Source organism: Streptomyces sp. NPDC016562 (assembly GCF_043076955.1).
GTDB lineage: Bacteria > Actinomycetota > Actinomycetes > Streptomycetales > Streptomycetaceae > Streptomyces.
The window spans coordinates 572969-592663 of sequence record NZ_JBIBRZ010000003.1 but is presented as its reverse complement, the minus strand read 5'-3'; the positions used below and the strand labels follow the sequence as shown (position 1 = coordinate 592663).

General features: G+C 74.1%; 17 protein-coding genes and 1 other RNA gene. 9 read left to right on the top strand and 9 right to left on the bottom strand.

Annotated elements, in window-relative coordinates:
- The first annotated feature begins 100 nt into the window (after nucleotides 1-100).
- A complete protein-coding gene (locus tag ACF059_RS17840; protein ID WP_392057819.1) occupies nucleotides 101-712 on the top strand; it encodes a TetR/AcrR family transcriptional regulator in 612 nt (203 codons plus the stop codon).
- Between the two features lie 170 nt (nucleotides 713-882).
- Nucleotides 883-1635: a bifunctional DNA primase/polymerase gene (locus ACF059_RS17835; RefSeq protein ID WP_360897864.1), complete on the top strand. Its 753-nt coding sequence runs from the start codon at nucleotides 883-885 to the stop codon at nucleotides 1633-1635.
- Nucleotides 1636-1849: 214 nt separating this feature from the next.
- On the opposite strand, the gene yaaA is transcribed toward ACF059_RS17835, so the two are convergent.
- Nucleotides 1850-2671 (bottom strand): peroxide stress protein YaaA, encoded by an 822-nt coding sequence (gene yaaA, locus ACF059_RS17830; RefSeq protein ID WP_392057816.1) that lies wholly within the window; start codon nucleotides 2669-2671, stop codon nucleotides 1850-1852.
- A 102-nt stretch (nucleotides 2672-2773) separates the two neighbouring features.
- On the opposite strand from yaaA, the gene ACF059_RS17825 reads away from it, so the two are divergent.
- Together ACF059_RS17825 and rnpB are read left to right on the top strand one after the other, a co-directional pair.
- The gene (locus ACF059_RS17825) at nucleotides 2774-4213 is read left to right on the top strand and encodes an RNB domain-containing ribonuclease (protein WP_392057814.1); all 1440 of its coding nucleotides are present in this window, start codon (nucleotides 2774-2776) and stop codon (nucleotides 4211-4213) included.
- 63 nt (nucleotides 4214-4276) lie between these two features.
- Nucleotides 4277-4678: RNase P RNA component class A (rnpB, locus tag ACF059_RS17820), an RNA gene on the top strand.
- A gap of 109 nt (nucleotides 4679-4787) precedes the next feature.
- Here the strand turns inward: rnpB and ACF059_RS17815 are convergent.
- Genes ACF059_RS17815 through ACF059_RS17805 form a run of 3 tightly spaced genes read right to left on the bottom strand, consistent with a single transcriptional unit; the run spans nucleotide 4788 to nucleotide 7830 of the window.
- Entirely contained in the window at nucleotides 4788-6233 is a 1446-nt protein-coding gene (locus tag ACF059_RS17815) for a bifunctional RNase H/acid phosphatase (protein WP_392057812.1), read from the bottom strand.
- Nucleotides 6233-6976: a C4-type zinc ribbon domain-containing protein gene (locus ACF059_RS17810; protein ID WP_360897962.1), complete on the bottom strand. Its 744-nt coding sequence runs from the start codon at nucleotides 6974-6976 to the stop codon at nucleotides 6233-6235. The genes ACF059_RS17815 and ACF059_RS17810 overlap by 1 nt, the downstream gene beginning before the upstream one ends.
- Nucleotides 6973-7830, bottom strand: a complete 858-nt coding sequence (locus tag ACF059_RS17805) for a Nif3-like dinuclear metal center hexameric protein (protein WP_392057809.1) — start codon at nucleotides 7828-7830, stop codon at nucleotides 6973-6975. The genes ACF059_RS17810 and ACF059_RS17805 overlap by 4 nt, the downstream gene beginning before the upstream one ends.
- 286 nt (nucleotides 7831-8116) lie before the next feature.
- Between ACF059_RS17805 and ACF059_RS17800 the strand changes: the two genes are divergently transcribed.
- Complete coding sequence (locus ACF059_RS17800; protein ID WP_392057806.1) at nucleotides 8117-9283, top strand: hypothetical protein; 1167 nt, start codon at nucleotides 8117-8119, stop codon at nucleotides 9281-9283.
- 75 nt (nucleotides 9284-9358) lie between these two features.
- Nucleotides 9359-11458, top strand: coding sequence for an MMPL family transporter (locus tag ACF059_RS17795; RefSeq protein WP_392057803.1), 2100 nt, complete (start codon nucleotides 9359-9361; stop codon nucleotides 11456-11458).
- A gap of 6 nt (nucleotides 11459-11464) precedes the next feature.
- On the opposite strand, the gene ACF059_RS17790 is transcribed toward ACF059_RS17795, so the two are convergent.
- The 3 genes from ACF059_RS17790 to ACF059_RS17780 all read right to left on the bottom strand — a co-directional run bounded on the left by ACF059_RS17790 (nucleotide 11465) and on the right by ACF059_RS17780 (nucleotide 14452).
- Nucleotides 11465-12406, bottom strand: a complete 942-nt coding sequence (locus tag ACF059_RS17790) for a 3-oxoacyl-ACP reductase (protein WP_366867679.1) — start codon at nucleotides 12404-12406, stop codon at nucleotides 11465-11467.
- Between the two features lie 34 nt (nucleotides 12407-12440).
- The gene (locus ACF059_RS17785; RefSeq protein ID WP_392057800.1) at nucleotides 12441-13517 is read right to left on the bottom strand and encodes a Zn-dependent alcohol dehydrogenase; all 1077 of its coding nucleotides are present in this window, start codon (nucleotides 13515-13517) and stop codon (nucleotides 12441-12443) included.
- 80 nt (nucleotides 13518-13597) lie between these two features.
- The gene (locus ACF059_RS17780) at nucleotides 13598-14452 is read right to left on the bottom strand and encodes a MaoC/PaaZ C-terminal domain-containing protein (protein WP_392057798.1); all 855 of its coding nucleotides are present in this window, start codon (nucleotides 14450-14452) and stop codon (nucleotides 13598-13600) included.
- A gap of 214 nt (nucleotides 14453-14666) precedes the next feature.
- On the opposite strand from ACF059_RS17780, the gene ACF059_RS17775 reads away from it, so the two are divergent.
- The 3 genes from ACF059_RS17775 (at nucleotide 14667) to ACF059_RS17765 (ending at nucleotide 16003) form a co-directional block, all read left to right on the top strand.
- On the top strand, nucleotides 14667-15020 hold the full coding sequence (locus ACF059_RS17775) for a DNA-binding response regulator (protein WP_361953419.1): 354 nt from the start codon (nucleotides 14667-14669) through the stop codon (nucleotides 15018-15020).
- 157 nt (nucleotides 15021-15177) lie between these two features.
- Nucleotides 15178-15747: an RNA polymerase sigma factor gene (locus ACF059_RS17770; RefSeq protein WP_392057795.1), complete on the top strand. Its 570-nt coding sequence runs from the start codon at nucleotides 15178-15180 to the stop codon at nucleotides 15745-15747.
- On the top strand, nucleotides 15737-16003 hold the full coding sequence (locus ACF059_RS17765) for a hypothetical protein (protein WP_392057792.1): 267 nt from the start codon (nucleotides 15737-15739) through the stop codon (nucleotides 16001-16003). The genes ACF059_RS17770 and ACF059_RS17765 overlap by 11 nt, the downstream gene beginning before the upstream one ends.
- 298 nt (nucleotides 16004-16301) lie before the next feature.
- Here ACF059_RS17765 and ACF059_RS17760 read toward each other — a convergent pair whose 3' ends face one another.
- Together ACF059_RS17760 and ACF059_RS17755 are read right to left on the bottom strand one after the other, a co-directional pair.
- Nucleotides 16302-17489, bottom strand: a complete 1188-nt coding sequence (locus tag ACF059_RS17760; RefSeq protein WP_392058153.1) for a beta-ketoacyl synthase N-terminal-like domain-containing protein — start codon at nucleotides 17487-17489, stop codon at nucleotides 16302-16304.
- 12 nt (nucleotides 17490-17501) lie between these two features.
- Nucleotides 17502-19634 carry an acyl-CoA dehydrogenase gene (locus tag ACF059_RS17755; RefSeq protein WP_392057790.1) on the bottom strand — a complete coding sequence of 711 codons (2133 nt, stop codon included), beginning with the start codon at nucleotides 19632-19634 and terminating at the stop codon, nucleotides 17502-17504.
- Nucleotides 19635-19695: the final 61 nt, after the last annotated feature.

Genomic DNA, 19695 nt, shown 5'->3' with positions numbered 1-19695 from the left:
AGAGAATCGTCTCTCCTCAAACAGGGCGGCGCAGTGGACCGGTCGGGTGGTTCACCGGATCCCGGGAAGACGAGACGTCTCGCTTTGGTACGTTCGGGCCATGACCAAGACCCCTGACGCCACCCGCCGCAGCGACCGCTCGCGCCGCGCCATCCTCGACGCCGCCCTCGCCCTGGTCGGGGAGGTCGGCTACAACAAGCTGACCATCGAGGCCATCGCCGCCCGCGCGGGCGTCGGCAAGCAGACCATCTACCGCTGGTGGCCCTCCAAGGCCGCCGTCCTGCTCGACGCCTCGCTGGCCCTCGCCGGGGACGCCGAGCGGGACGGCGCGTGGACCGGCTTCCCCGACACCGGGGACCTCGCGGCGGACCTGAAGCAGGTGCTGCGGGCGACGGTGGACGAGTTCAACGACGAGGCGTACGAGGCCCCCGCGCGCGCCCTGACGGCGGCCGGGGCCACCGACCCCGAGCTTGGCGCCCGCTTCACCGAACAGCTGCTGGAGCCGCAGCTCGCGCTCTACGAAGCCCGGTTGCGCACGGCCCGGGAGGCCGGTCAGCTCGCCCCGGACACGGACCTGCGGCTGACGGTGGAGATGCTCCTGGGGCCGCTGACGTACCGCTGGCTGCTGCGCACGGCGCCCCTGACGCACGCTTACACCGACGCGCTGGTGGACCGGGTGCTCGGCGGGGTGGCAAACGTCACCGCCCGCTGAGCGGCCGGCCGCGGGCCGCCGGTCGAGACCAAATGGCCTGATTCTATGGGTATGTGGGGATTTCCTGCCGCCGATCCCCGGGGCCCCGGTCGTCAAGAGCGGTCACCTGAGGCGCAGGATGGTGGGACCATGTGAAGGTCCGCCGGGGATACGGTGAGGTGAGGGGATAGATGGGGTCTGAGTCCGGCCGCGTCAAACGCGGCGAGCAGAGCAGGATTTCCCAGTGGCTGCGCCGGCGGCAGAAACCCACCGCCGAGGACCCCGGACGCGAGCGCGAGGCGCTCCTCCTGGCCGTCGCCGCCGCCGGTCTGCCGCTCGCCCCCGCCGCCCATCCCGCCGGTTACCGGTGTTCGTGCGACCGGATCGGCTGTCCGACGCCCGCACGTCACCCCGTCTCCTTCGCCTGGCAGACCCAGTCCACGACCGACCGCGCCCAGGTCGAGCGATGGGCGCGCAGCCAGCCCCAGGCCAACTTCATCACCGCGACCGGCATGGTCCACGACGTCCTGGACGTCCCGCTGGAAGCCGGCGCGGCCGCCCTCGCCCGCCTCCTGGAGGCCGGCATCGAGGTCGGTCCGGTCGCCGAGTCGGGTGGCACGGGCGACCAGGCCCGCATGCTCTTCTTCACCGCCACGCGCGGCACCCCCGAGGACGAGGACGAGTGGTGGCCCTGCGAACTGGACTGCCACCCCGAGACGATGGACGAACACCCCGGCCTGCGCTGGCACTGCCGCGGCAGCTACGTCCTGGTCCCCCCGGCGGCCCTGCCCGGTGAGCACGCGGTGACCTGGCTGCGCGGCATGGAACACCCCCTCCCGGACCCCCTCACCCTCCTGGAGACCCTGACGGACGCGTGCGCGCAGTACGCGGGCGCGACGGACCAGACCCCGGCGGCGGTCGCCTGGCCCCTGGGCCGCGCGTAGGCGTGCCGGCGGGCCGCGCCCACCCGGGCCCCTGGGGCTCCGCCCCAGACCCCGCGCCCCACACGCCGGCGCGGCTGAAAGACCGGGGCTCCGCCCCGAACCCCGCTCCTCAAACGCCGGAGGGGCTGGAATTGGCGCCGGCGAGGCTACATTCCCAGCCCCGCCGGCGTTTGAGGCGCGGGGGTCCGGGGGCGGCGCCCCCGGCAGCGGCGGGTCAATGGTGGATCTGCGTCACCACCACGTCGAGGGGCCAGGCCTTGCCCGCCTTCGCGGGGGCCTCGGCCTCGACCACGTAGCCCAGGTCCCGTAGGGCGGTGACCAGCTCCGCCGGTGACTCCGGGGCCGAGCCCGTGATCAGCAGGTCCCGGACCAGCCGGCCCTTGGTCGCCTTGTTGAAGTGGCTGACCACCGACCGCTTCTCCACCCCGTCGACCACCTGCGCGTGCAGCACCCGCACGGTCGCGGTCCGTCCCGCCAGCTCCCCCTTCGGCTTCCACGCCGCCGCGTACGCCGCCGACCGCAGGTCCAGCACCAGCCCGCCCCCGGCAGAGGCGGCCGACGCGGCGGCCTGCGGCATGACCTCCGCCATCGGGCCCCGCCAGTACGCCCCGAGCGCCCCCAGCCCCGGCAGCTTCACGCCCATCGAGCAGCGGTACGACGGGATCCGGTCGCCGATCCGCACCGCGCCCCACAGCCCCGAGAACACCAGCAGCGCACGCTCGGCGAGCTCCCGCGCGGCGGGCGGCAGGTCGGCCAGGCCCAGCGCGTCGTACAGCACGCCCGTGTAGACCTCCCCCGCCGGGCGGGCCGGCGCCGAGCGCAGCGCGGCGTTCTTCGCGACCTCGCCGCGCAGCCCCTCGCTCAGACCCAGCACCTCGCGCGCCTTGAGCTCGTCGCTCGCGCACAGCTCGACCAGCTCTTCCAGCACCGCCGCACGGGCCGGGGCCAGACCGGGCAGGGACAGCGACTGCGGCTTCAGCGGTGCGCCGGAGCCGCCGGCGGCCTTTCCTTCGGACGGCGGCAGCAGCACGAGCACGGTGGTTCTCCTTCAATACGACACGGCGCAGGGGATGCGGCCCCCGGGCCAGGGTAGACGGCTCGCCGTGCCGTCCGGCCCCGGCGCCCATAGGCTCGGGCCATGCCACGCCGTCAGATGCACATGACCGGCGCAGACGGGGCTGCTCTGCGGGCCGCGCTGCGTGAACTGCGGACGAAGCTGGACGTACCGGGGGATTTCCCGGCCGAGGTGTTGGCCGAGGCCGAGCACGCGGCCGGCCACCCCCGCCTCCCCGATGTGGACCGCACCGACGTCCCCTTCTTCACGATCGACCCTCCGGGCTCCGTCGACCTCGACCAGGCCATGCACCTGGCCCGACGCTCCGGCGGCGGCTACCGCGTGCACTACGCCATCGCCGACGTCGCCGCCTTCGTCACCCCCGGCGGCCCGCTCGACGCCGAGGCCCACCGCCGCGTCACCACCTTCTACTTCCCCGACGGGAAGATCCCCCTGCACCCGGCCGCGCTCTCGGAGGGCGCGGCCAGCCTGCTGCCCGACCAGACCCGCCCCGCGCTCGTGTGGCGCCTCGACCTGGACGCCGACGGCCGCATCGAGACCACGGACGTGCTCCGCGCCCTGGTCCGCAGCCGGGCCAGACTCGACTACGCCGGCGCCCAGAAGGCCATCGACACCCGCACGGCGGAGGAACCCCTCGCGCTCCTGGAGGACGTCGGCCGCCTGCGCGAGGCCCTGGAACGCGAACGCGGCGGCATCTCCCTCAACGTGCCCGAGCAGGAGGTCGTCGCGCACGACGGTTCGTACGCCCTGGCCTACCGCGCCCCGCTCCCCGCGGACGGCTGGAACGCGCAGATCTCCCTCATGACCGGGATGGCCGCCGCCGATCTGATGCTGGCCGCCGGTCAGGGCATCCTGCGCACCCTGCCCAGCGCCCCCGACGGCGCCGTCGGCAGGCTCCGGCGGGCGGCGAAGGCCCTGCGGATCGACTGGCCGCACCACGTCCCGTACGCCGAACTCGTCCGCTCCCTCGACCCGCACCGCCCCGCCCACGCGGCCTTCCTCCAGGAGTGCACCGGCCTGCTCCGCGGCGCCGGCTACACCGCCTTCACCGGCGGCCGGAGCCCCGACCCGGCGATCCACTCCGCGGTGGCGGCCCCGTACGCCCACTGCACCGCGCCGCTGCGCCGGCTCGTCGACCGGTACGCGGGCGAGCTGTGCGTGGCGGCGGCCGCGGGGGCCGAGCCCCCGCAGTGGGCGGTGGCGGCGCTGGACGCGCTGCCCGAGCGGATGGCGCAGGGCACCCGGTTGGCGAACACGGCGGAGCGCGAATGCGTGGACCTGGTCGAGGCCGCCGTACTGAAGGACCGCGTCGGCGAGACCTTCGACGCCACGGTCATCGACGTCAAGGACCGGGAGCCGCTGGTGGGCACCGTCCACCTGGAGGACCCCGCGGTGGTCGGCCGCATCCGGTCCACCGAGGAGCTCCCCCTCGGCGACCGCATCCGCGTCCGCCTGACGGAGGCGGACCCGGGCACGGCGAAGGTCCTCTTCGCCCCGGCGTGACGGGGAGGACTCGTCGAGGTCGGGCGGCGACGAGCCAGCCGGTAACATGGTCGCCACGGCAGACGAGTCGGCCGGGCGGCCGCGTCGGGATCCCCGGATCCCGCCGAGGAACGTCCGGGCTCCACAGGGCAGGGTGGTGGGTAACGCCCACCCGGGGTGACCCGCGGGACAGTGCCACAGAAAACAGACCGCCGGGGGCTTCGGTCCCCGGTAAGGGTGAAACGGTGGTGTAAGAGACCACCAGCGCCTGAGGTGACTCAGGCGGCTAGGTAAACCCCACCCGGAGCAAGGTCAAGAGGATCCGTCTTCGGACGGGTCTGCGCGAACGCTTGAGGGCTGCCCGCCCGAGTTCGCGGGTAGACCGCACGAGGCCGGTGGCAACACCGGTCCTAGATGGATGGCCGTCTCCCCGGCGACCGCGAGGTCTCCGGGCGACAGAACCCGGCGTACAGGCCGGCTCGTCTGCCCTTCCCACCCCCCTTCGGGGTGGCTGGCCTGCCGCTGAGCGGCGCCGCCCCCGCCGCCGGGCTTCCGGTGACGGGGGTTTTCGCGTGTCGGGGCTGGCGCTGTTGGTTCAGCGCAGGTGGGACGTGTCGTTCAGGAGACGGACCGAGGCGTTGCCGTCGGCGTAGTAGGCGACCGCCGAGAGGGAGGCCGCCGAGAGTTCCATGCGGAACAGTGCTTCGGGCGGGGCTCCCAGGGCGAGGCGGACCAGGATCTTGACCGGGGTCACGTGGGTGACCAGCAGGACCGTACGGCCCGCGTGCGCGGCCAGGAGGCGGTCGCGGGTGGCGGAGATCCGGCGGGTGGCTGCCGCGAAGCTCTCGCCGCCGCCCGTGGGGGCCGCCTTCGGGGAGTCCAGCCAGGCCTGGAGGTCGTCCGGGAAGCGCTCCTGCACCTCGGCGAAGGTCAGGCCCTCCCAGGCGCCGAAGTCCACCTCGCGCAGGCCCTCTTCGACGGTCACGTCGAGGCCGAGCCGGTCGGCGACGGCCCGGGCGGTCTCGCGGCAGCGGCGCAGCGGGGAGGTGACGACGCTCTGGACCGTGCCGCGTGCGGCCAGCGCCTCCGCGACGGCGGCGGCCTGGCGCCTGCCCGCGGGGGACAGCTCGGGGTCCGATCCCCCGCTGCCGGAGAAGCGCTTCTGCGGGGTGAGCGCGGTCTCGCCGTGCCGCAGCAGCACGAAGGTGGCGGGCGCGCCCATGTCGGGGCCCCACCCGGGGGCGGCGGCCGCCACCGCGGCGGTGGTGTCGGCCGCGCCGGACGGCTCGGCCGCGGGGGTCGGCGGGGTCGCCGGGGTGTCGGAGTCGAGGCACGGCTCGATGACCAGCGTGTCCGCCGCGGGCTCGTGCGCCGCGGGCGCCGCCGGGTGTCCCGGTCCCGTCAGGGCTTCGGGGTCCCCGAACAGCGTGTCCGCGAGGGCTGGTTCAGGGGAGACGGCTGCACCGGCCCGGGTGCGGCCGCCCGCCGACGCGAGCGCCGCGCGGACGGCTGCCGCGCCCGCCGCCGCGTCACCCGGCGGCCCGGACGCGGGCGGAGCGGAGGAGGCCGCCACCACGCGGGCGGCGCCGTGGTCGAGGGCCGCCGTGGAGGCCGACGGCTCCCACTGCCGGCCCAGCCGGCCGGCGTCCATGGCCTCGTTGGCGAGACGGTCGGCGTGCTTGTTGCGGTCCCGCGGGATCCACTCGTACGTCACCTGCGACGCGGGCAGGATCTGCGCCGCCTGCGCCGCCAGCGGCTTCATGTCCGGGTGCTTGATCTTCCAGCGGCCCGACATCTGCTCGACGACGAGCTTGGAGTCCATCCGGACCAGGACCTGCGCAGCCGGGGCCAGTTCGCGCGCCGCCTGGAGCCCGGCGATCAGGCCCTTGTACTCCGCCACGTTGTTCGTCGCGACGCCGATGTACTCCGCGCGCTCGGCCAGCGTCTCGCCCGTCTCCGGGTCGAGGACGACCGCGCCGTAGCCGGCGGGGCCCGGGTTGCCCCGGGACCCGCCGTCCGCCTCCACGACAAACCGCGGCATCAGATGCCCGAGTCGGCCGTACGGACGAGGATGCGGCCGCAGTTCTCGTGACGCACGACCTGCTCCCGGGACGCGGCCTTGATCTCGTTGACCTCGGCCATGTCGAGCTCCAGCCGGCAGCCCTCGCAGCGGCGCTGGTACAGGCGCGCGGCGCCGACCCCGCCCTGCTTGGCGCGGATCTTCTCGTACAGGGCCATCAGGTCCGTCGGCATGGACGCGACGATGACCTCGCGGTCCTTGGCGATCTTGGCGGCCTCGGCGTCGATCTCGCCGGTGGCGGCGTCGCGGCGCGCGGTGGCGTCCGTGAGCTTGGCCTCCAGGGCGGCGACGCGGTCGGTGATCTCGGTGACCCGCTCCTGCGCGGCCTCCAGGCGCTCCATGACCTCCAGGACCACGTCCTCCAGGTCGGCCTGGCGCTTGGCGAGGGAGACGACCTCGCTCTGCAGGTTCGCCAGGTCGCGGGCCGAGACGCCGGCGCCGGAGTCCAGCCGCTGCTGGTCGCGGGCCGCGCGCTGGCGCACCTGGTCGACGTCCTGCTCCGCCTTGGTCTGCTCGCGGGCCGCGTCGCTGGCCTGGGTCTGCGCGGCGACGAGCAGGTCACGCTGCTGCGTGAGGTCCTTGGTCAGCGAGTCGACCTCGGCGTGCTCGGGCAGAGACTTGCGCTTGTGGGCGAGCTGAGACAGCCGGACGTCCAGGGCCTGGATGTCGAGAAGTCGGATCTGGTCGGCGGGCTCGGCGTTCAGTTGGGGGCTCCAGAGATAGAAGGGGGTGTCACGGACGGCGCGTGCGCCGTCCACGGGTCGGTGACCGTGCGCGAGACGTGGGTCCGCAGACCCCAGCCGTGGCGCTCGGAGATGGCGTCGAGCTGCGCGGCGGCCTGCTCGCACCAGGGCCACTCGGTGGCCCAGTGCGCGGCGTCGACGAGGGCGAGCGGGCTCTGCTCGCGGGCCTCGGACACCGGGTGGTGGCGCAGGTCGGCGGTCAGGAAGGCGTCCACGCCCGCGGCCCTGACCTGCTCGAAGAGGCTGTCGCCGGAGCCGCCGCTGACGGCGACGGTACGGATCATGGCGTCGGGGTCGCCTGCGACGCGGATGCCCTGGGCGGTCTGCGGCAGCCGGGCGGCGGCTCGGGCGGCGAAGGCGCGCAGGGTCTCGGGGTGGTCGAGTTCGCAGATGCGGCCGAGGCCGCGGCGACCCTCGGGGTCGCTCGCGTCGGGCACCAGCGGGCCGGTGATCCGCAGGTCCAGGGCGCCGGCGAGGGCGTCGGAGACTCCCGGGTCGGCGGTGTCGGCGTTGGTGTGGGCGACGTGCAGCGCGATGTCGTTCTTGATCAGCGTGTGCACGACGCGGCCCTTGAAGGTGCCGGCCTCGACGGTGGTGGTGCCGCGCAGGTAGAGCGGGTGGTGGGTGACGATCAGGTCGGCGCCCAGCTTCACGGCCTCGTCCGCGATCTCCTGGACGGGGTCCACCGCGAACAGGACCCGGGTGACCTCGGCGTCGGGGTCGCCGCAGACGGTGCCGACGGCGTCCCACTGCTCGGCCCGCGAGGGGGGCCAGAGAGCGTCCAGCGCGGCGATGACTTCAGAGAGACGGGGCACAGGCCAAGGCTACCGTCCGCGGCGACCGCCCCGCCCGGCCGACCGGAGCCCGCCCACGACCCGCCCACGACCCGCCCAAGGCCCTGCCGACGCGGATCGGCGACGCCGTGGAACTGAGGCCCACCTCACCTCCTTCCACCCCAAACACCCCGAAATGACACAGCACAACCGTCCCGCCCACCACAGGGGAATCGCCGTACGGACACCCATATGTATGAAGCGGGGTTGCTTGATGTTGTTCGGCGGAAGTGCGAAAACTACCTTCCTCGCCGGAGGTGACGGCCGGATGACTGTCTGTGCCATCGACATGACGACCACGGTCCCGTTCACGATCGCCGCGGACGGGTCGTACGCCGCCCGGCTCGCCGGACAGGGCGAGGCCCGCTACGCGGAGCGGTGGACCCTGGGCGGGCCCGAGCCGTACGCGGTTCCGCTGCCGCTCGCGCAGCCGGAGGAGGCCGACAGCGAGCTGCTGCCGCTGGCCGACGGTCGGGTGCTGATCCACCGGCGGGTCGCGGACCGCCACGCCTTCGCGCTGCTGTACCCGACGGGCGGCGGCGCCGGCGGGCCCCGCACCGGGGAGCTGACGCTCGGCGCGGTGGACGCGCAGGAGGGCCTACGGGTACGTCTGCTCCCGCCGTCCCCGGACGGGGCCACGGCCTTCGCCCTGGCCGCGGCGGACACCGTGACCACGGTCTGGCAGGTGGCCGGGGTCCCCTTCGGGCCCCGGCCGGTCGCCCGGATCCCCGGGCGGTGCTCGGGCGGCGTGTGGCTGGACCGGGCGGGCCGGCTGCTGGCCCTGGACCGCGAACTGGAGGGCGCCACCAAGGCCGTCGCCGTCGACCTCGGCAACGGCGGGGCGACCTCCCCGCTGCTCCAGATCACCGAGCACAGCGAGGACCGGCTGCTGCTGGCCGACCCGGACAGCGGGCTGCTGCTGATCCGCTCCGACGCCCCCGGCGAAGCCCGGCTGGGCTGGGGAGTGCTGGGCAGCTCCCGGCCGGTCCGCTTCCCCGAGTGCCTGGCCCGGCTGGGCCGGGCCCATCCCTTCGCGGCGCAGCCCGGCCAGGCCCTGATGCCGGAGACCTGCGGGGTCGCGCTGCGGTTCGAGGACGCCGGGGCCCCGCCCGGCGCCGGCGGCGGGGCGGGCTTCGGCGCGGCGGGCATCGGCCTGTGGCGCCCCGCCGACCGGCACGTGTTCCGCCTCGGCGCGCCCGTGGGCTGGCTCGGCACGGGTCTGTGGAGCCCGCAGGGCCGCCTGCACCTCCCGTACGCCACGCCCGAGGTCCCGTGCGGGATCGCGCACCTGGCCCTGCCGGTGTCGCCGCCCCCGCCCGTCCGGGTGGACCCGTCACCGTCCCCCGTACGGGTGGACCCGTCCCCGTCCCCCGTACGGGTGGACCCCTCGGTGCCCGCGCCCCGCCCGGTACCGCTCCAGCAGGCGCCGCTGTAACGGCCTCTGCAGGCGCCGCTCCAGGAGTTCGTGTGGTGGACTCGTCGCGTGGACACCGAGTGAGACGGGGCAGCGTTGGGCATCACCGCACACCGACACGTCCGATGGGTGCTGCCCGTCGTCCTCGTCGTCGTCTGGCTCGCGATCGGCGGCGCCTTCGGCCCGTACGCGGGGAAGCTCGGCGAGGTCTCCTCCAACGACCGGGCGGCGTTCCTGCCCCGGAGCGCCGAGTCCACGGCCGTGGCCGCCGAGCAGAAGGCGCTGCGCCAGGCGCAGACGCTCCCCGCCATCGCCGTCTGGACCGCCGACCGGGGGCCCGTCACACCCGCGCAGCAGGAGTCGGCCACGCGCGCGCTGGCGGCCCTCCGAGGGGTGCCCGGGGTGGTGGGCGCGCCCTCGCCCGCCCTGCCCTCCGAGGACGGCGAAGCGCTGCGGGGCGTCGTCCAGCTGGAGCCCGACCTCGGGGACGATCTCGCCGCGACGCTGGACCGGATCCGTGCCGCGGCCGAAGCCGTACCGGGCACCACCGCGCAGCTCACGGGACCGGCGGCCACCCAGGCCGACCTGGCGAAGGCCTTCGGCGGAATCGACGGCCTCCTGCTGGGCGTGGCGCTCGGCGCGGTGCTCGTGATCCTGCTGGCGGTCTACCGCAGCGCCCTGCTGCCCTTCGTGATCATTCTCGGCGCCGTCTTCTCGCTGTCGCTGGCGTGCGCCGTCGTCTACGTCCTGGCCCGCCACGACGTCGTGCGGGTCGACGGGCAGGTGCAGGGCATCCTCTCGATCCTGGTGATCGGGGCCGCCACCGACTACGCCCTCCTGCTCGCGGCCCGCTTCCGCGAGGAGATCGCCGAACGGGACGACCGGTTCGCCGCGGCCCGCGCGGCCCTGCGGCGCTCCTTCGGCGCGATCACCGCGAGCGCCGCGACGGTCGCCCTCGCCTTGCTCGCGCTGCTCGCCAGCGATCTGACGAACAACCGCGCCCTGGGCCCGGTCGGGGCCATCGGCATCGTGTGCGCCGTGCTCGGCGCGCTGACGTTCCTGCCGGCCGTACTGGTCCTGCTGGGCCGGGCCGCGTACTGGCCGGCCAGGCCGAAGCCGGCCGAAGGGGCCCGCGGCGGGCACGCCGTCTGGCGGCGCGTCGCCGCCCTCGTGGACCGTTCGCCGCGGCGCGTGTGGGTGTCGGCGGCCCTGCTGCTCGCCCTCCTGGCCTGCTTCTCGCCCACGCTGTCCGCCAAGGGCGTGCCGCTGGACGAGATCTTCGTCAACGACGCGCCGTCCGTGACGGCCCAGCAGACCCTGGGCGCGCACTTCCCCGGCGGCTCGGGCAACCCGGCCGTCATCGTGACCGACGCGGCCGCGGCCGAGGAGGTACGGGCCACGGCGGAGGGCACCCGGGGCGTGGCCTCGGCCGTCGTACGGCCGGGACCGGACGCGGGGGCCGCACCGGCCGCCGGGCGGGTACGGATCGAGGCGACCCTCGAGGACGCCGCGGACAGCGACGCGGCGAAGGAGACGGTGGGACGGCTGCGGGCCGCGGTGCACGCCGTGCCGCAGGCCCGTGCCCTGGTGGGCGGCTACACCGCCCAGCAGTACGACACCCAGCGCACCGCACAGCAGGACCGGAACCTGATCGTGCCCGTCGTCCTGGTGATCATCCTGGCGATCCTCGTCCTGCTGCTGCGCTCGTTCCCCGTGCCCCTGCTGCTGGTGGCGACGGTGGCGCTGAACTACCTGGCCACGCTGGGGGTGGCCGCGCTGGTCTTCCGGCACGTCTTCGGATTCAGCGGCACCGACGCGTCCGTGCCGCTGTACGGTTTCGTCTTCCTCGTCGCCCTGGGCGTGGACTACAACATCTTCCTCATGTCCCGGGTACGGGAGGAGTCCTTGCTGCACGGCCCGCGCGAGGGCGTCCTGCGCGGGCTGACGGCGACGGGCGGAGTGATCACCTCGGCGGGCGTGGTGCTCGCCGCGACCTTCGCCGCGCTGATCGTCATCCCGCTCGCGTTCCTCGCGCAGATCGCCTTCATCGTCGCCTTCGGCGTCCTCCTGGACACCCTCCTCGTGCGGTCCGTGCTCGTCCCCGCCCTGGTGCTGGACATCGGGCCGCGCGCCTGGTGGCCCAGCGCCCTCAGCCGCGCCGACGACCCGAAGAGCGCTACGCCCAGCCGTGTGTGAGCGCGCCTAGCCGTGCTTGAGGCCCAGGACCTCCGTCGCGGCGAAGGTCTCGTTCGCCGGCCGGGACGCGTAGTGCGGGGTGAGGACCTCGTCGAGCTCCTCGTAGGAGAAGGCCTCCTTGCCCGTGTCGAACTTGGCCGCCACCTTCGGGCGTTCCATCACGGCCACGATGCCGCCGTGTACGACGAACAGCTGGCCGTTGGCCTTCGCGGCGGCCGGTGAGGCCAGGTACCCGACGAGCGGCGAGACGTGCTCGGGGGCGAGGGCGTCCAGCCTGCCCTCCTGCGGCACCTGGAAGCCCGCGAAGACGTCCTCGGTCATCCGGGTGCGGGCGCGCGGGCAGATGGCGTTGGCCGTCACCCCGTACTTGGCCAGGGCCAGGGCGGTCGAGGTGGTCAGCCCCACGATGCCGCCCTTGGCCGCGGCGTAGTTGGGCTGGCCGGCCGAGCCGCCGAGGAAGGCCTCGGAGGAGGTGTTGATGATCCGGCCGTAGACCGGGCCGCCCGCCGCCTTCGAGCGCTCGCGCCAGTGCGCGGACGCGAAGTGCGTGGTGTTGAAGTGCCCCTTGAGGTGGACCCGGATCACCGAGTCCCACTCCTCCTCCGACATCGAGAAGACCATCCGGTCGCGCAGGATGCCCGCGTTGTTGACCAGGATGTCGAGCTTGCCGAAGCTGCTCACCGCCAGCTCGACCAGCTCGCGCGCCTGTGCGAAATCGGCCACGTCGCCCAGGTGCGCCACGGCCCGGCCGCCCGCGGCGCGGATCTCCGCGGCCACCTCCTCGGCCGGGGTGGCCGAGGCCTCCCCGGAGCCGTCGCGCCCGGATTGGCCGAAGTCGTTGACGACCACGCCGGCGCCGAGCCGCGCGAGCTCGATCGCCTCGGCCCGGCCCAGTCCGCGGCCGGCGCCCGTGACGATGGCGGAGAGTCCCTCAAGTGGCAGTGACATCCGTACGGTTCCCCTCAGACTGGTCGGCGGAGCGTCAGAGTTCGATGCACGTGCGCAGGGCCACGCCGGTGCGCATCTGGTCGAGTGCGTCGTTGATCTCGGCGAGCTGCACCCGGTGGGTGATCAGGCCGGCCAGGTCCACGCGGCCGGCCCGCCACAGCGCGATGGTGCGCTCGTAGGAGCGCAGCACGTCCCCGCCGCCGTACATCGACGGGAGGATCCGCTTCTCGTCGAAGAACAGCGAGAACATGTCGATCTGGAAGTTGTCGTCGAGCGCGCCCGCGCCGACGATGACGACGGTGCCGCCGCGCCGGGTCATCTTGTAGGCGGTCAGGGCGGTGGCGGACTTGCCGACGACCTCGAAGACGTAGTCGAAGCCATCGCCGCCGGTGATCCGGTTCTTGGCGTCGTCGAAGGCCTCCGGCGAGACGGCCTCCGTCGCCCCGAACCGCAGGGCGCCCTCGCGCCGCGACTCCACCGGGTCGACGGCGACGATCTGCGCCGCTCCCTGGACCTTGGCGCCCTGGATGACCGAGATGCCGACGCCGCCGCAGCCGATGACGGCGACCGAGGAACCGGCCTGCACCTGCGCGGTGTTGATGGCCGCGCCGAGGCCGGTGGTGACGCCGCAGCCGATGAGGGCGGCGATGTCGTAGGGCACGTCGTCGGGGATCGGGACGGCGCACGCGGCGTCGACGACGAGCTCCTCGGCGAAGGTGCCGGTGGCGGCGAAGCCGAAGATGTCACCGCCCGCGCGGCGGAAGTTGGGGGTGCCCGCGTTGGCCAGGCTCGCCAGGCACAGGTGGCCCTGGCCGCGCTTGCAGGACGAGCACTGCCCGCACGGCGGCAGCCAGCAGACGAGGACCCGGTCGCCGATGCTGTGGCCGCTGACCCCGTCGCCGATGTCGCTGATCACGCCGGAGCCCTCGTGGCCGGGGATGAAGGGGGCGGGCTGCGGCAGGACGCCGCTCATCGCGGAGAGGTCGGAGTGACACAGGCCGGTGGCCTTGACCTTGATCTTCACCTTGCCGGGACCGAGGCCCACGGCCTCCATGTCGTCGACGACCTCCAGCTTGTCCTGGCCGATCTCGCTCTGCAGTGCTGCGCGCACGGTGCGGCTCCTTCAGTCCGTGAGGTGTCGTGCTACGAGTGCTGGGCGTGCCGGGTCCTGCGCGGACCGAGTGCCGGGTCCTACGCGTGCTCGACGACCGTGTCGGCCAGGACCGGCGCGTCGTCGCGTTCGACGGCGGTCACCGACACCAGGACGCGGCCCGGCTCCTGCCACATCCGCATCCGCAGGGTCTCGCCCGGGAAGACGATCCCGGCGAAGCGCGTGCGGTAGGCGCGGACCCGCGACACGTCCCCGCCCAAGGCCGTGTCCACGACGGCCTTGAGGGTCATCCCGTACGAGCACAGCCCGTGCAGGATGGGCCGGTCGAAGCCGGCCAACTTGGCGAACTCGGGGTCGGCGTGCAGGGGGTTCCAGTCGCCGGAGAGGCGGTAGAGGAGCGCCTGCTCCTCGCGGATGCGCCGTTCCTCGGTACGGTCGGGCGCGCGGTCGGGCTGCTCGGACGTGACGGAGGGCCCGCGCTCGCCGCCGAACCCGCCCTCGCCCCGTACGAAGATCTGCGCGTCGCTGGTCCACAGCGGCCCGTCCGCGTCCGCGACCTCGGAGCGCAGCACGATGACGGCCGCCTTGCCCTTGTCGTAGACGGCGGCGACCTTGGAGCTGGAGGTGGCCCGGCCCGTGACGGGGATGGGGCGGTGCAGCTCGATGGAGTGGCCGCCGTGCAGGACCATGGCGAGGTCGACGTCGATGCCCGGTGCGGCCAGGCCGCCCAGCATGGCCATGCCGGCGCCGGCGACGGTGGCGAAGCTGGGCAGCACGTGCAGCTTGGATTCGAGGGTGTAGCGCAGCTCGTCGGGGTCGGTCGCGGGCCGGCCGGCGCCGAGGCCGAGGTGGTAGAGCTGGATGTCCTTGTGGTCCCAGCCGATGACCCCCTGGCGGGGTTCTGCGGCGAGGGCCCTGGCGGCATCGATCGGCATACGGATGCTGCTCCCTGTTCTTGGCTCGTGCTGGAAGACCTCGGTGCGGCTGTCCGCACCGTCGGCCGCACCGAGGTCGCATGCGGGACGGCCGGTTCTAGAACGCGTTCTAGGTCCGACCGGTGAGGGAATGTATAACGCACGCCCCGGCACTTGGGAAGACGCACGGAAAGACTCCTGACTCAACGTCAGATATGCTGCGCCGGTGACCGAAATGCCCGTTGACCACCGTCAGGCCCGTGCGCTACGCGTCCTGCTGGAGCCGCAGAACCCGGCCCTGGCGCTCCAGCTCGGCCTCCAGCCCGACATCGAGGTCGTACGCGACCTCACGGCCCGGCCGGTGGTGGCGCTGGTGGAGGAGGTCACGAGCGTGGCCCCCCTGCTGGAGGACGACCCGGAATGCCGGATCCTGGTCCTGACCGGGTCCGCGCACCCGGGCCTGGCCGACGCCGCCCTGGCCGCGGGCGCGGCGGGCCTGATCCTGCGCGACGGCCCGGTCGAGGACCTGGCGGACGCCGTCCGCCGCGCCTCGATGGGAGAAACCGTGATCGATCCCAGCCTGGGGTGAATCCTTTTCCGGTGGCCGCGCCTCTTATGGGTGTTCCGGCAACCACGCCGGGACATGACCTGGAGGTTTGTCGTGACCGCTCTCATCGCCGGTGCCGTCGTCGTCGTCATGCTCTGCACGTGCACGGTCCTCGTCCTGCGCAAGCGGGGTCGGTCCCGTGGCTGACACGACCTGGCCCGGTGAGGCGCTGGTCGTCGCCGCGCAGGGCGGCGACCTCGACTCGATCACCGCCCTGGTGTCCGGATCGCACCCGCACGTACGCCGGTTCGCGCACGCGCTGTGCGCCTCGCCCGAGGACGCCGAGGACGCGGCCCAGGAGGCGCTGATCATCCTGTACCGCAAGATCGGGATGCTGAGGGCCTCCGGCGCGCTGGCCTCGTGGATGTTCCGCATCGTCCGCAACGAGTGCCTGCGGCGCGCCCGGCTGATCCCGCGGCACCGCGCGCCGCTGCCGGACACCGCCGCGATGTCCGCCGAGGACGAGGTGGTGCTGCGCCTGGAGGCGGCGCGGGTGGCCAAGGCGGTGGCCGCGCTGCCCGAGGACCAGCGCAACGTGCTGATCATGCGGGACATCCAGGGCTACAGCGGCCGGCTGACCGCCGACGCGCTCGGCCTCAGCCAGGCCGCGATGAAGTCGCGCCTGCACCGGGCCCGCGCGGCGGTGCAGCGCACCCTGCACACCCCGTCCGACCCCGACCCCACCCCGGGAGCCCCCGATGAAGACTGACGGCCGCGACTTCGCGAGCGCCTCCGTGCCCCGGCACCTGGTACGCGGCGCGATCGGCTTCGGCGCACTGATAGCCGCCTTCGCCCTCCTGCCGACCACGGGCCCGGCCAGCCTCCTCCTCGCCCCGATCGGCTTCCTGGCCCTCCGCGGCTGCCCGACGTGCTGGACCATCGGCCTCATCCAAACCCTCTCCCGAGGCCGCCTGCGCCGCGAATGCACGAACGGCGTCTGCGAACTGGTCCCGACCCCCCGCTAGCCCCGGGCTCCGCCATTCCAGCCCCGCCGGCGTTTGAGGCGCGGGGCCCGGGGCGGAGCCCCGATCTTTGAGCCGCACCCATCCCAGCCCCGCCGCACAAATCAGCCCCGCCGGCGTTTGAGGCGCGGGGTCCGGGGCGGAGCCCCGAATTCCAGCCTCGCCGGCGTTTGAGGCGCGGGGTCCGGGGCGGAGCCCCGATCTTTGAGCCCGGGCCGAAGCCCCGCGGGGGGGGCGAGCCCCGATCACTCGCCCCGGGCGGAGCCGCGCGGCCCCGCGGCCCAACAACGAACCCGCGGCCCTACCTCCGCAGCAGCGTCACCACCACCGCCCCACCCAGCCCGATGTTGTGCGCCAGCCCAACCCCCGCCCCCGCCACCTGCCGGAGCCCGGCCTCCCCCCGCAACTGCCACACCAACTCCGCCGCCTGCGCCAGCCCCGTCGCCCCGAGCGGATGCCCCTTCGAGATCAGCCCCCCGGACGGGTTGACCACCCACCGCCCGCCGTACGTCGTCGCGCCCGACTCCACCAGCTTCCCGCCGCCCCCCTCCCCGCACATGCCCAGCGCCTCGTACGTCAGCAGCTCGTTGACCGAGAAGCAGTCGTGCAGCTCGATCACGTCGACGTCCTCGATCCCGAGCCCCGACGCCTCGTACACCTTCCGCCCCGCCGCCGCCGTCATCGGCTTGCCGACCACGTCGATGCACGAGCCCGACGCGAAGGACTCCTCCGTGTCCGTCGCCATCGCCTGGGCGACGATCTCCACCGCCTTGTCGTGCAGCCCGTGCCGCACCACGAACCGCTCCGACACCACCAGCGCCGCCGCCGCCCCGTCCGACGTCGGCGAGCACTGGAGCTTCGTCAGCGGCGCGTGGATCTCCTTGGCCGCCAGGATCTCCTCCACCGAGTACACGTCCTGGAACTGCGCGTTCGGGTTGTTCGCCGAGTGCCGGTGGTTCTTCTCGCCCACCGCCGCCAGCTGCGCGGCCGTCGTCCCGTACCGCTCCATGTGCTCCCGCGCCGCGTTCCCGAAGATCTGCGCGGTCGGCGGGGACATCGCGAAGCCGTGGCCCGCGGCCATGATCCCGTAGTGCCGGGCGACCGGGGAGGTCGCGAAGTCGCCGCCGTCGGACCCGCCCCCCAGCGCGCCGCGCTTCATCTTCTCGAAGCCCAGCGCCAGCACGCAGTCGCTGATCCCGCCCTGCACGAACTGCCGCGCCATCATCAGCGCCGTCGAGCCCGTCGCGCAGTTGTTGTTGACGTTGTAGACCGGCACCCCGCTCAGCCCCAGCTCGTACGCCGCCCGCTGACCGGCCGTGGAGGCCTGGAAGCAGTACCCCGCCGCCACCTGGTCCACCAGCCCGTAGTCCACCCCCGCGTCGGCGAGCGCCGCGGACCCGGCCTCCTTCGCCATGTCCCAGTACTGCCAGTCCCGCGACTCCGGCTTCTCGAACTTCGTCATGCCGACGCCCACGATGTACGACTTCATCATTGATGCCCTTCAGTCCCTGGGAAGGCCGAGGATCCGCTCGGCCACGACGTTGAGCTGGACCTGCGTGGTGCCCCCGGCGATGGTCAGGCAGCGGGACATGAGCATCCCGTGCACCGCCCGCTCCCCCGCCCCCTCCCGTACCGCGCCCAGCGGCCCCAGCAGTTCGAGCGCGAGCTCGGCGGTCCGCTGCTGGTGCGGGGTCTGGATGAGCTTGCGTACGGAGGCGCCCGCGCCCGGCTCCAGCCCCGACACCTGCTGGAGGGTGATGCGCAGCCCGATGCAGGCCAGCGCGTGCGCCTCGGCGGCCAGCGCGCCGATCCGCGCCCCGTACGAGCCGTCGAGGTCGGCGGAGCGTGCGAGCAGGGCCTCCAGCCCCATGTCGAAGCTCATCTGGTCGGCCATGTGGACGCGTTCGTTGCCGAGGGTGTTGCGCGCGACCTTCCACCCCTCGTCGGCGGCCCCGACCAGCGCGTCCGCGGGCAGGACCGCGTCGTCGAAGTAGACCTCGTTGAAGAGGGCCTCGCCGGTGATCTCCCTCAGCGGCCGGACGTCGATGCCGGGGGTGTTCCTCATGTCGACGACGAAGTAGCCGAGCCCCTTGTGCTTGGGCGCGTCCGGGTCGGTGCGCGCCAGCAGGATCCCGAAGTCGGCGCTGTGCGCGGAACTCGTCCACACCTTCTGTCCGTTGACCCTCCAGGAGCCGTCCCCGGTCCGCTCCGCCCTCGTCCGCAGCGAGGCGAGGTCGGAGCCCGCGTCCGGCTCCGAGAAGAGCTGGCACCAGGCGAGGTCCCCGCGCAGGGTCGCCAGGACGTAGGCGTCGCGCTGCGCCTGCGTCCCGTAGGCGATCAGCGAGGGCACGACCCAGGTGGCGATCCCGAGGTCGGCGATCGTGACCCCGGCCGCGCGCAGCTCCTGCTGGACGACGAGCTGTTCCACGGGCCCGGCGCCCAGTCCGTAGGGCGGCGGGAGGTAGGGCGCGGTGTAGCCGGTGGGGGCCAGGACCCGCCGGGCGGCGGCCGGGTCGAGCCCGCGCGCCTGCGCGATGGCGCTACGGGCCTTCGCGCGGTAGGTCTCGGCCCGCGCCGGGAGTTCCATGCGCAGCTCGCGCCGCGCGCCGCCCGCGGCGCACCGCACGGCCCGCAGGCGGTGGCCGTCGCCGGGGCCGAGGAGCTGGCGGGCGACGACCGCCCGCCGCAGGTGGATGTGGGCGTCGTGTTCCCAGGTGAAGCCGATCCCGCCGAGCAGCTGGATGCAGTCCTTGGCGCAGGAGTACGCGGCGTCCAGGGCACTCCCGGCGGCGAGGGCCGCGACGAGCGAGCGCACCGGCGCCGGCTCGTCCATGGCCTGCGCGGCGTCCCAGGCGAGCGCCCGGGCCTGCTCCAGCCGGACCAGCATGTCGGCGCACAGGTGCTTGACGCCCTGGAAGCGGCCGATGGGCCGGCCGAACTGCTCGCGTACCTTGGCGTGTTCGGCGGCGGTGTGCAGGGCCCAGGCGGCGGTGCCGCAGGCGTCGGCGGCGAACAGCGTGCAGGCCAGGTCGCGGACCAGGGCCGCGTCCACCGCCAGCAGCCGGTCGGGGGCGGTGAGGACTCCGCGCGCCCGCACTTCGGCCGTGGGGCGAGTCGGGTCGGCGCTCTCGTGCGTACGGATGTCCAGCGCGGCCGCGTCCACGGCGAACCAGCACGTGCCGTGCGCGGCCTCGGCGGCGAGCAGGACGAGATCGGCCTCGCCGGCGCCCAGTACGGGCGGCGCGAGCCCGTCGAGCAGGTACCCGCCGCCCTCGACGGCGACGGCGCTCAGCGCCCCCGGGCCGAGCGCGACGGCGCCGACCCGGCCCGCGAGGGGCTCGGCGCCGGCCCGGTCCAGCAGGACGGAGGCCAGCGCGCTCGGCAGGTACGCCCCGGGCAGCGCGGCCCGGGCGGCCTCCTCGACGACGACGGCGAGGTCGAGCAGCGTCCCGCCGTCGAGGTGCGGGGAGAGCAGACCCTGCGCGGTCATGGCGTCCCAGTAGGCGGGCCGCGCGCCGGTCTGCGGCGGGGTGTCGAGGAGCTTGCGCACCTCCTCGGGCGGCACGGCCCGCGCCACCCAGCCGCGCACCGCCTCGGCCAACTCCCTTTGTTCTTGCGTGATTCCGATGCCCATACGGATCCTCGCCCCACCCTCTCCCGCCCGGTCCGGTCGGTCACCGGGTCCCGGTCGCGGG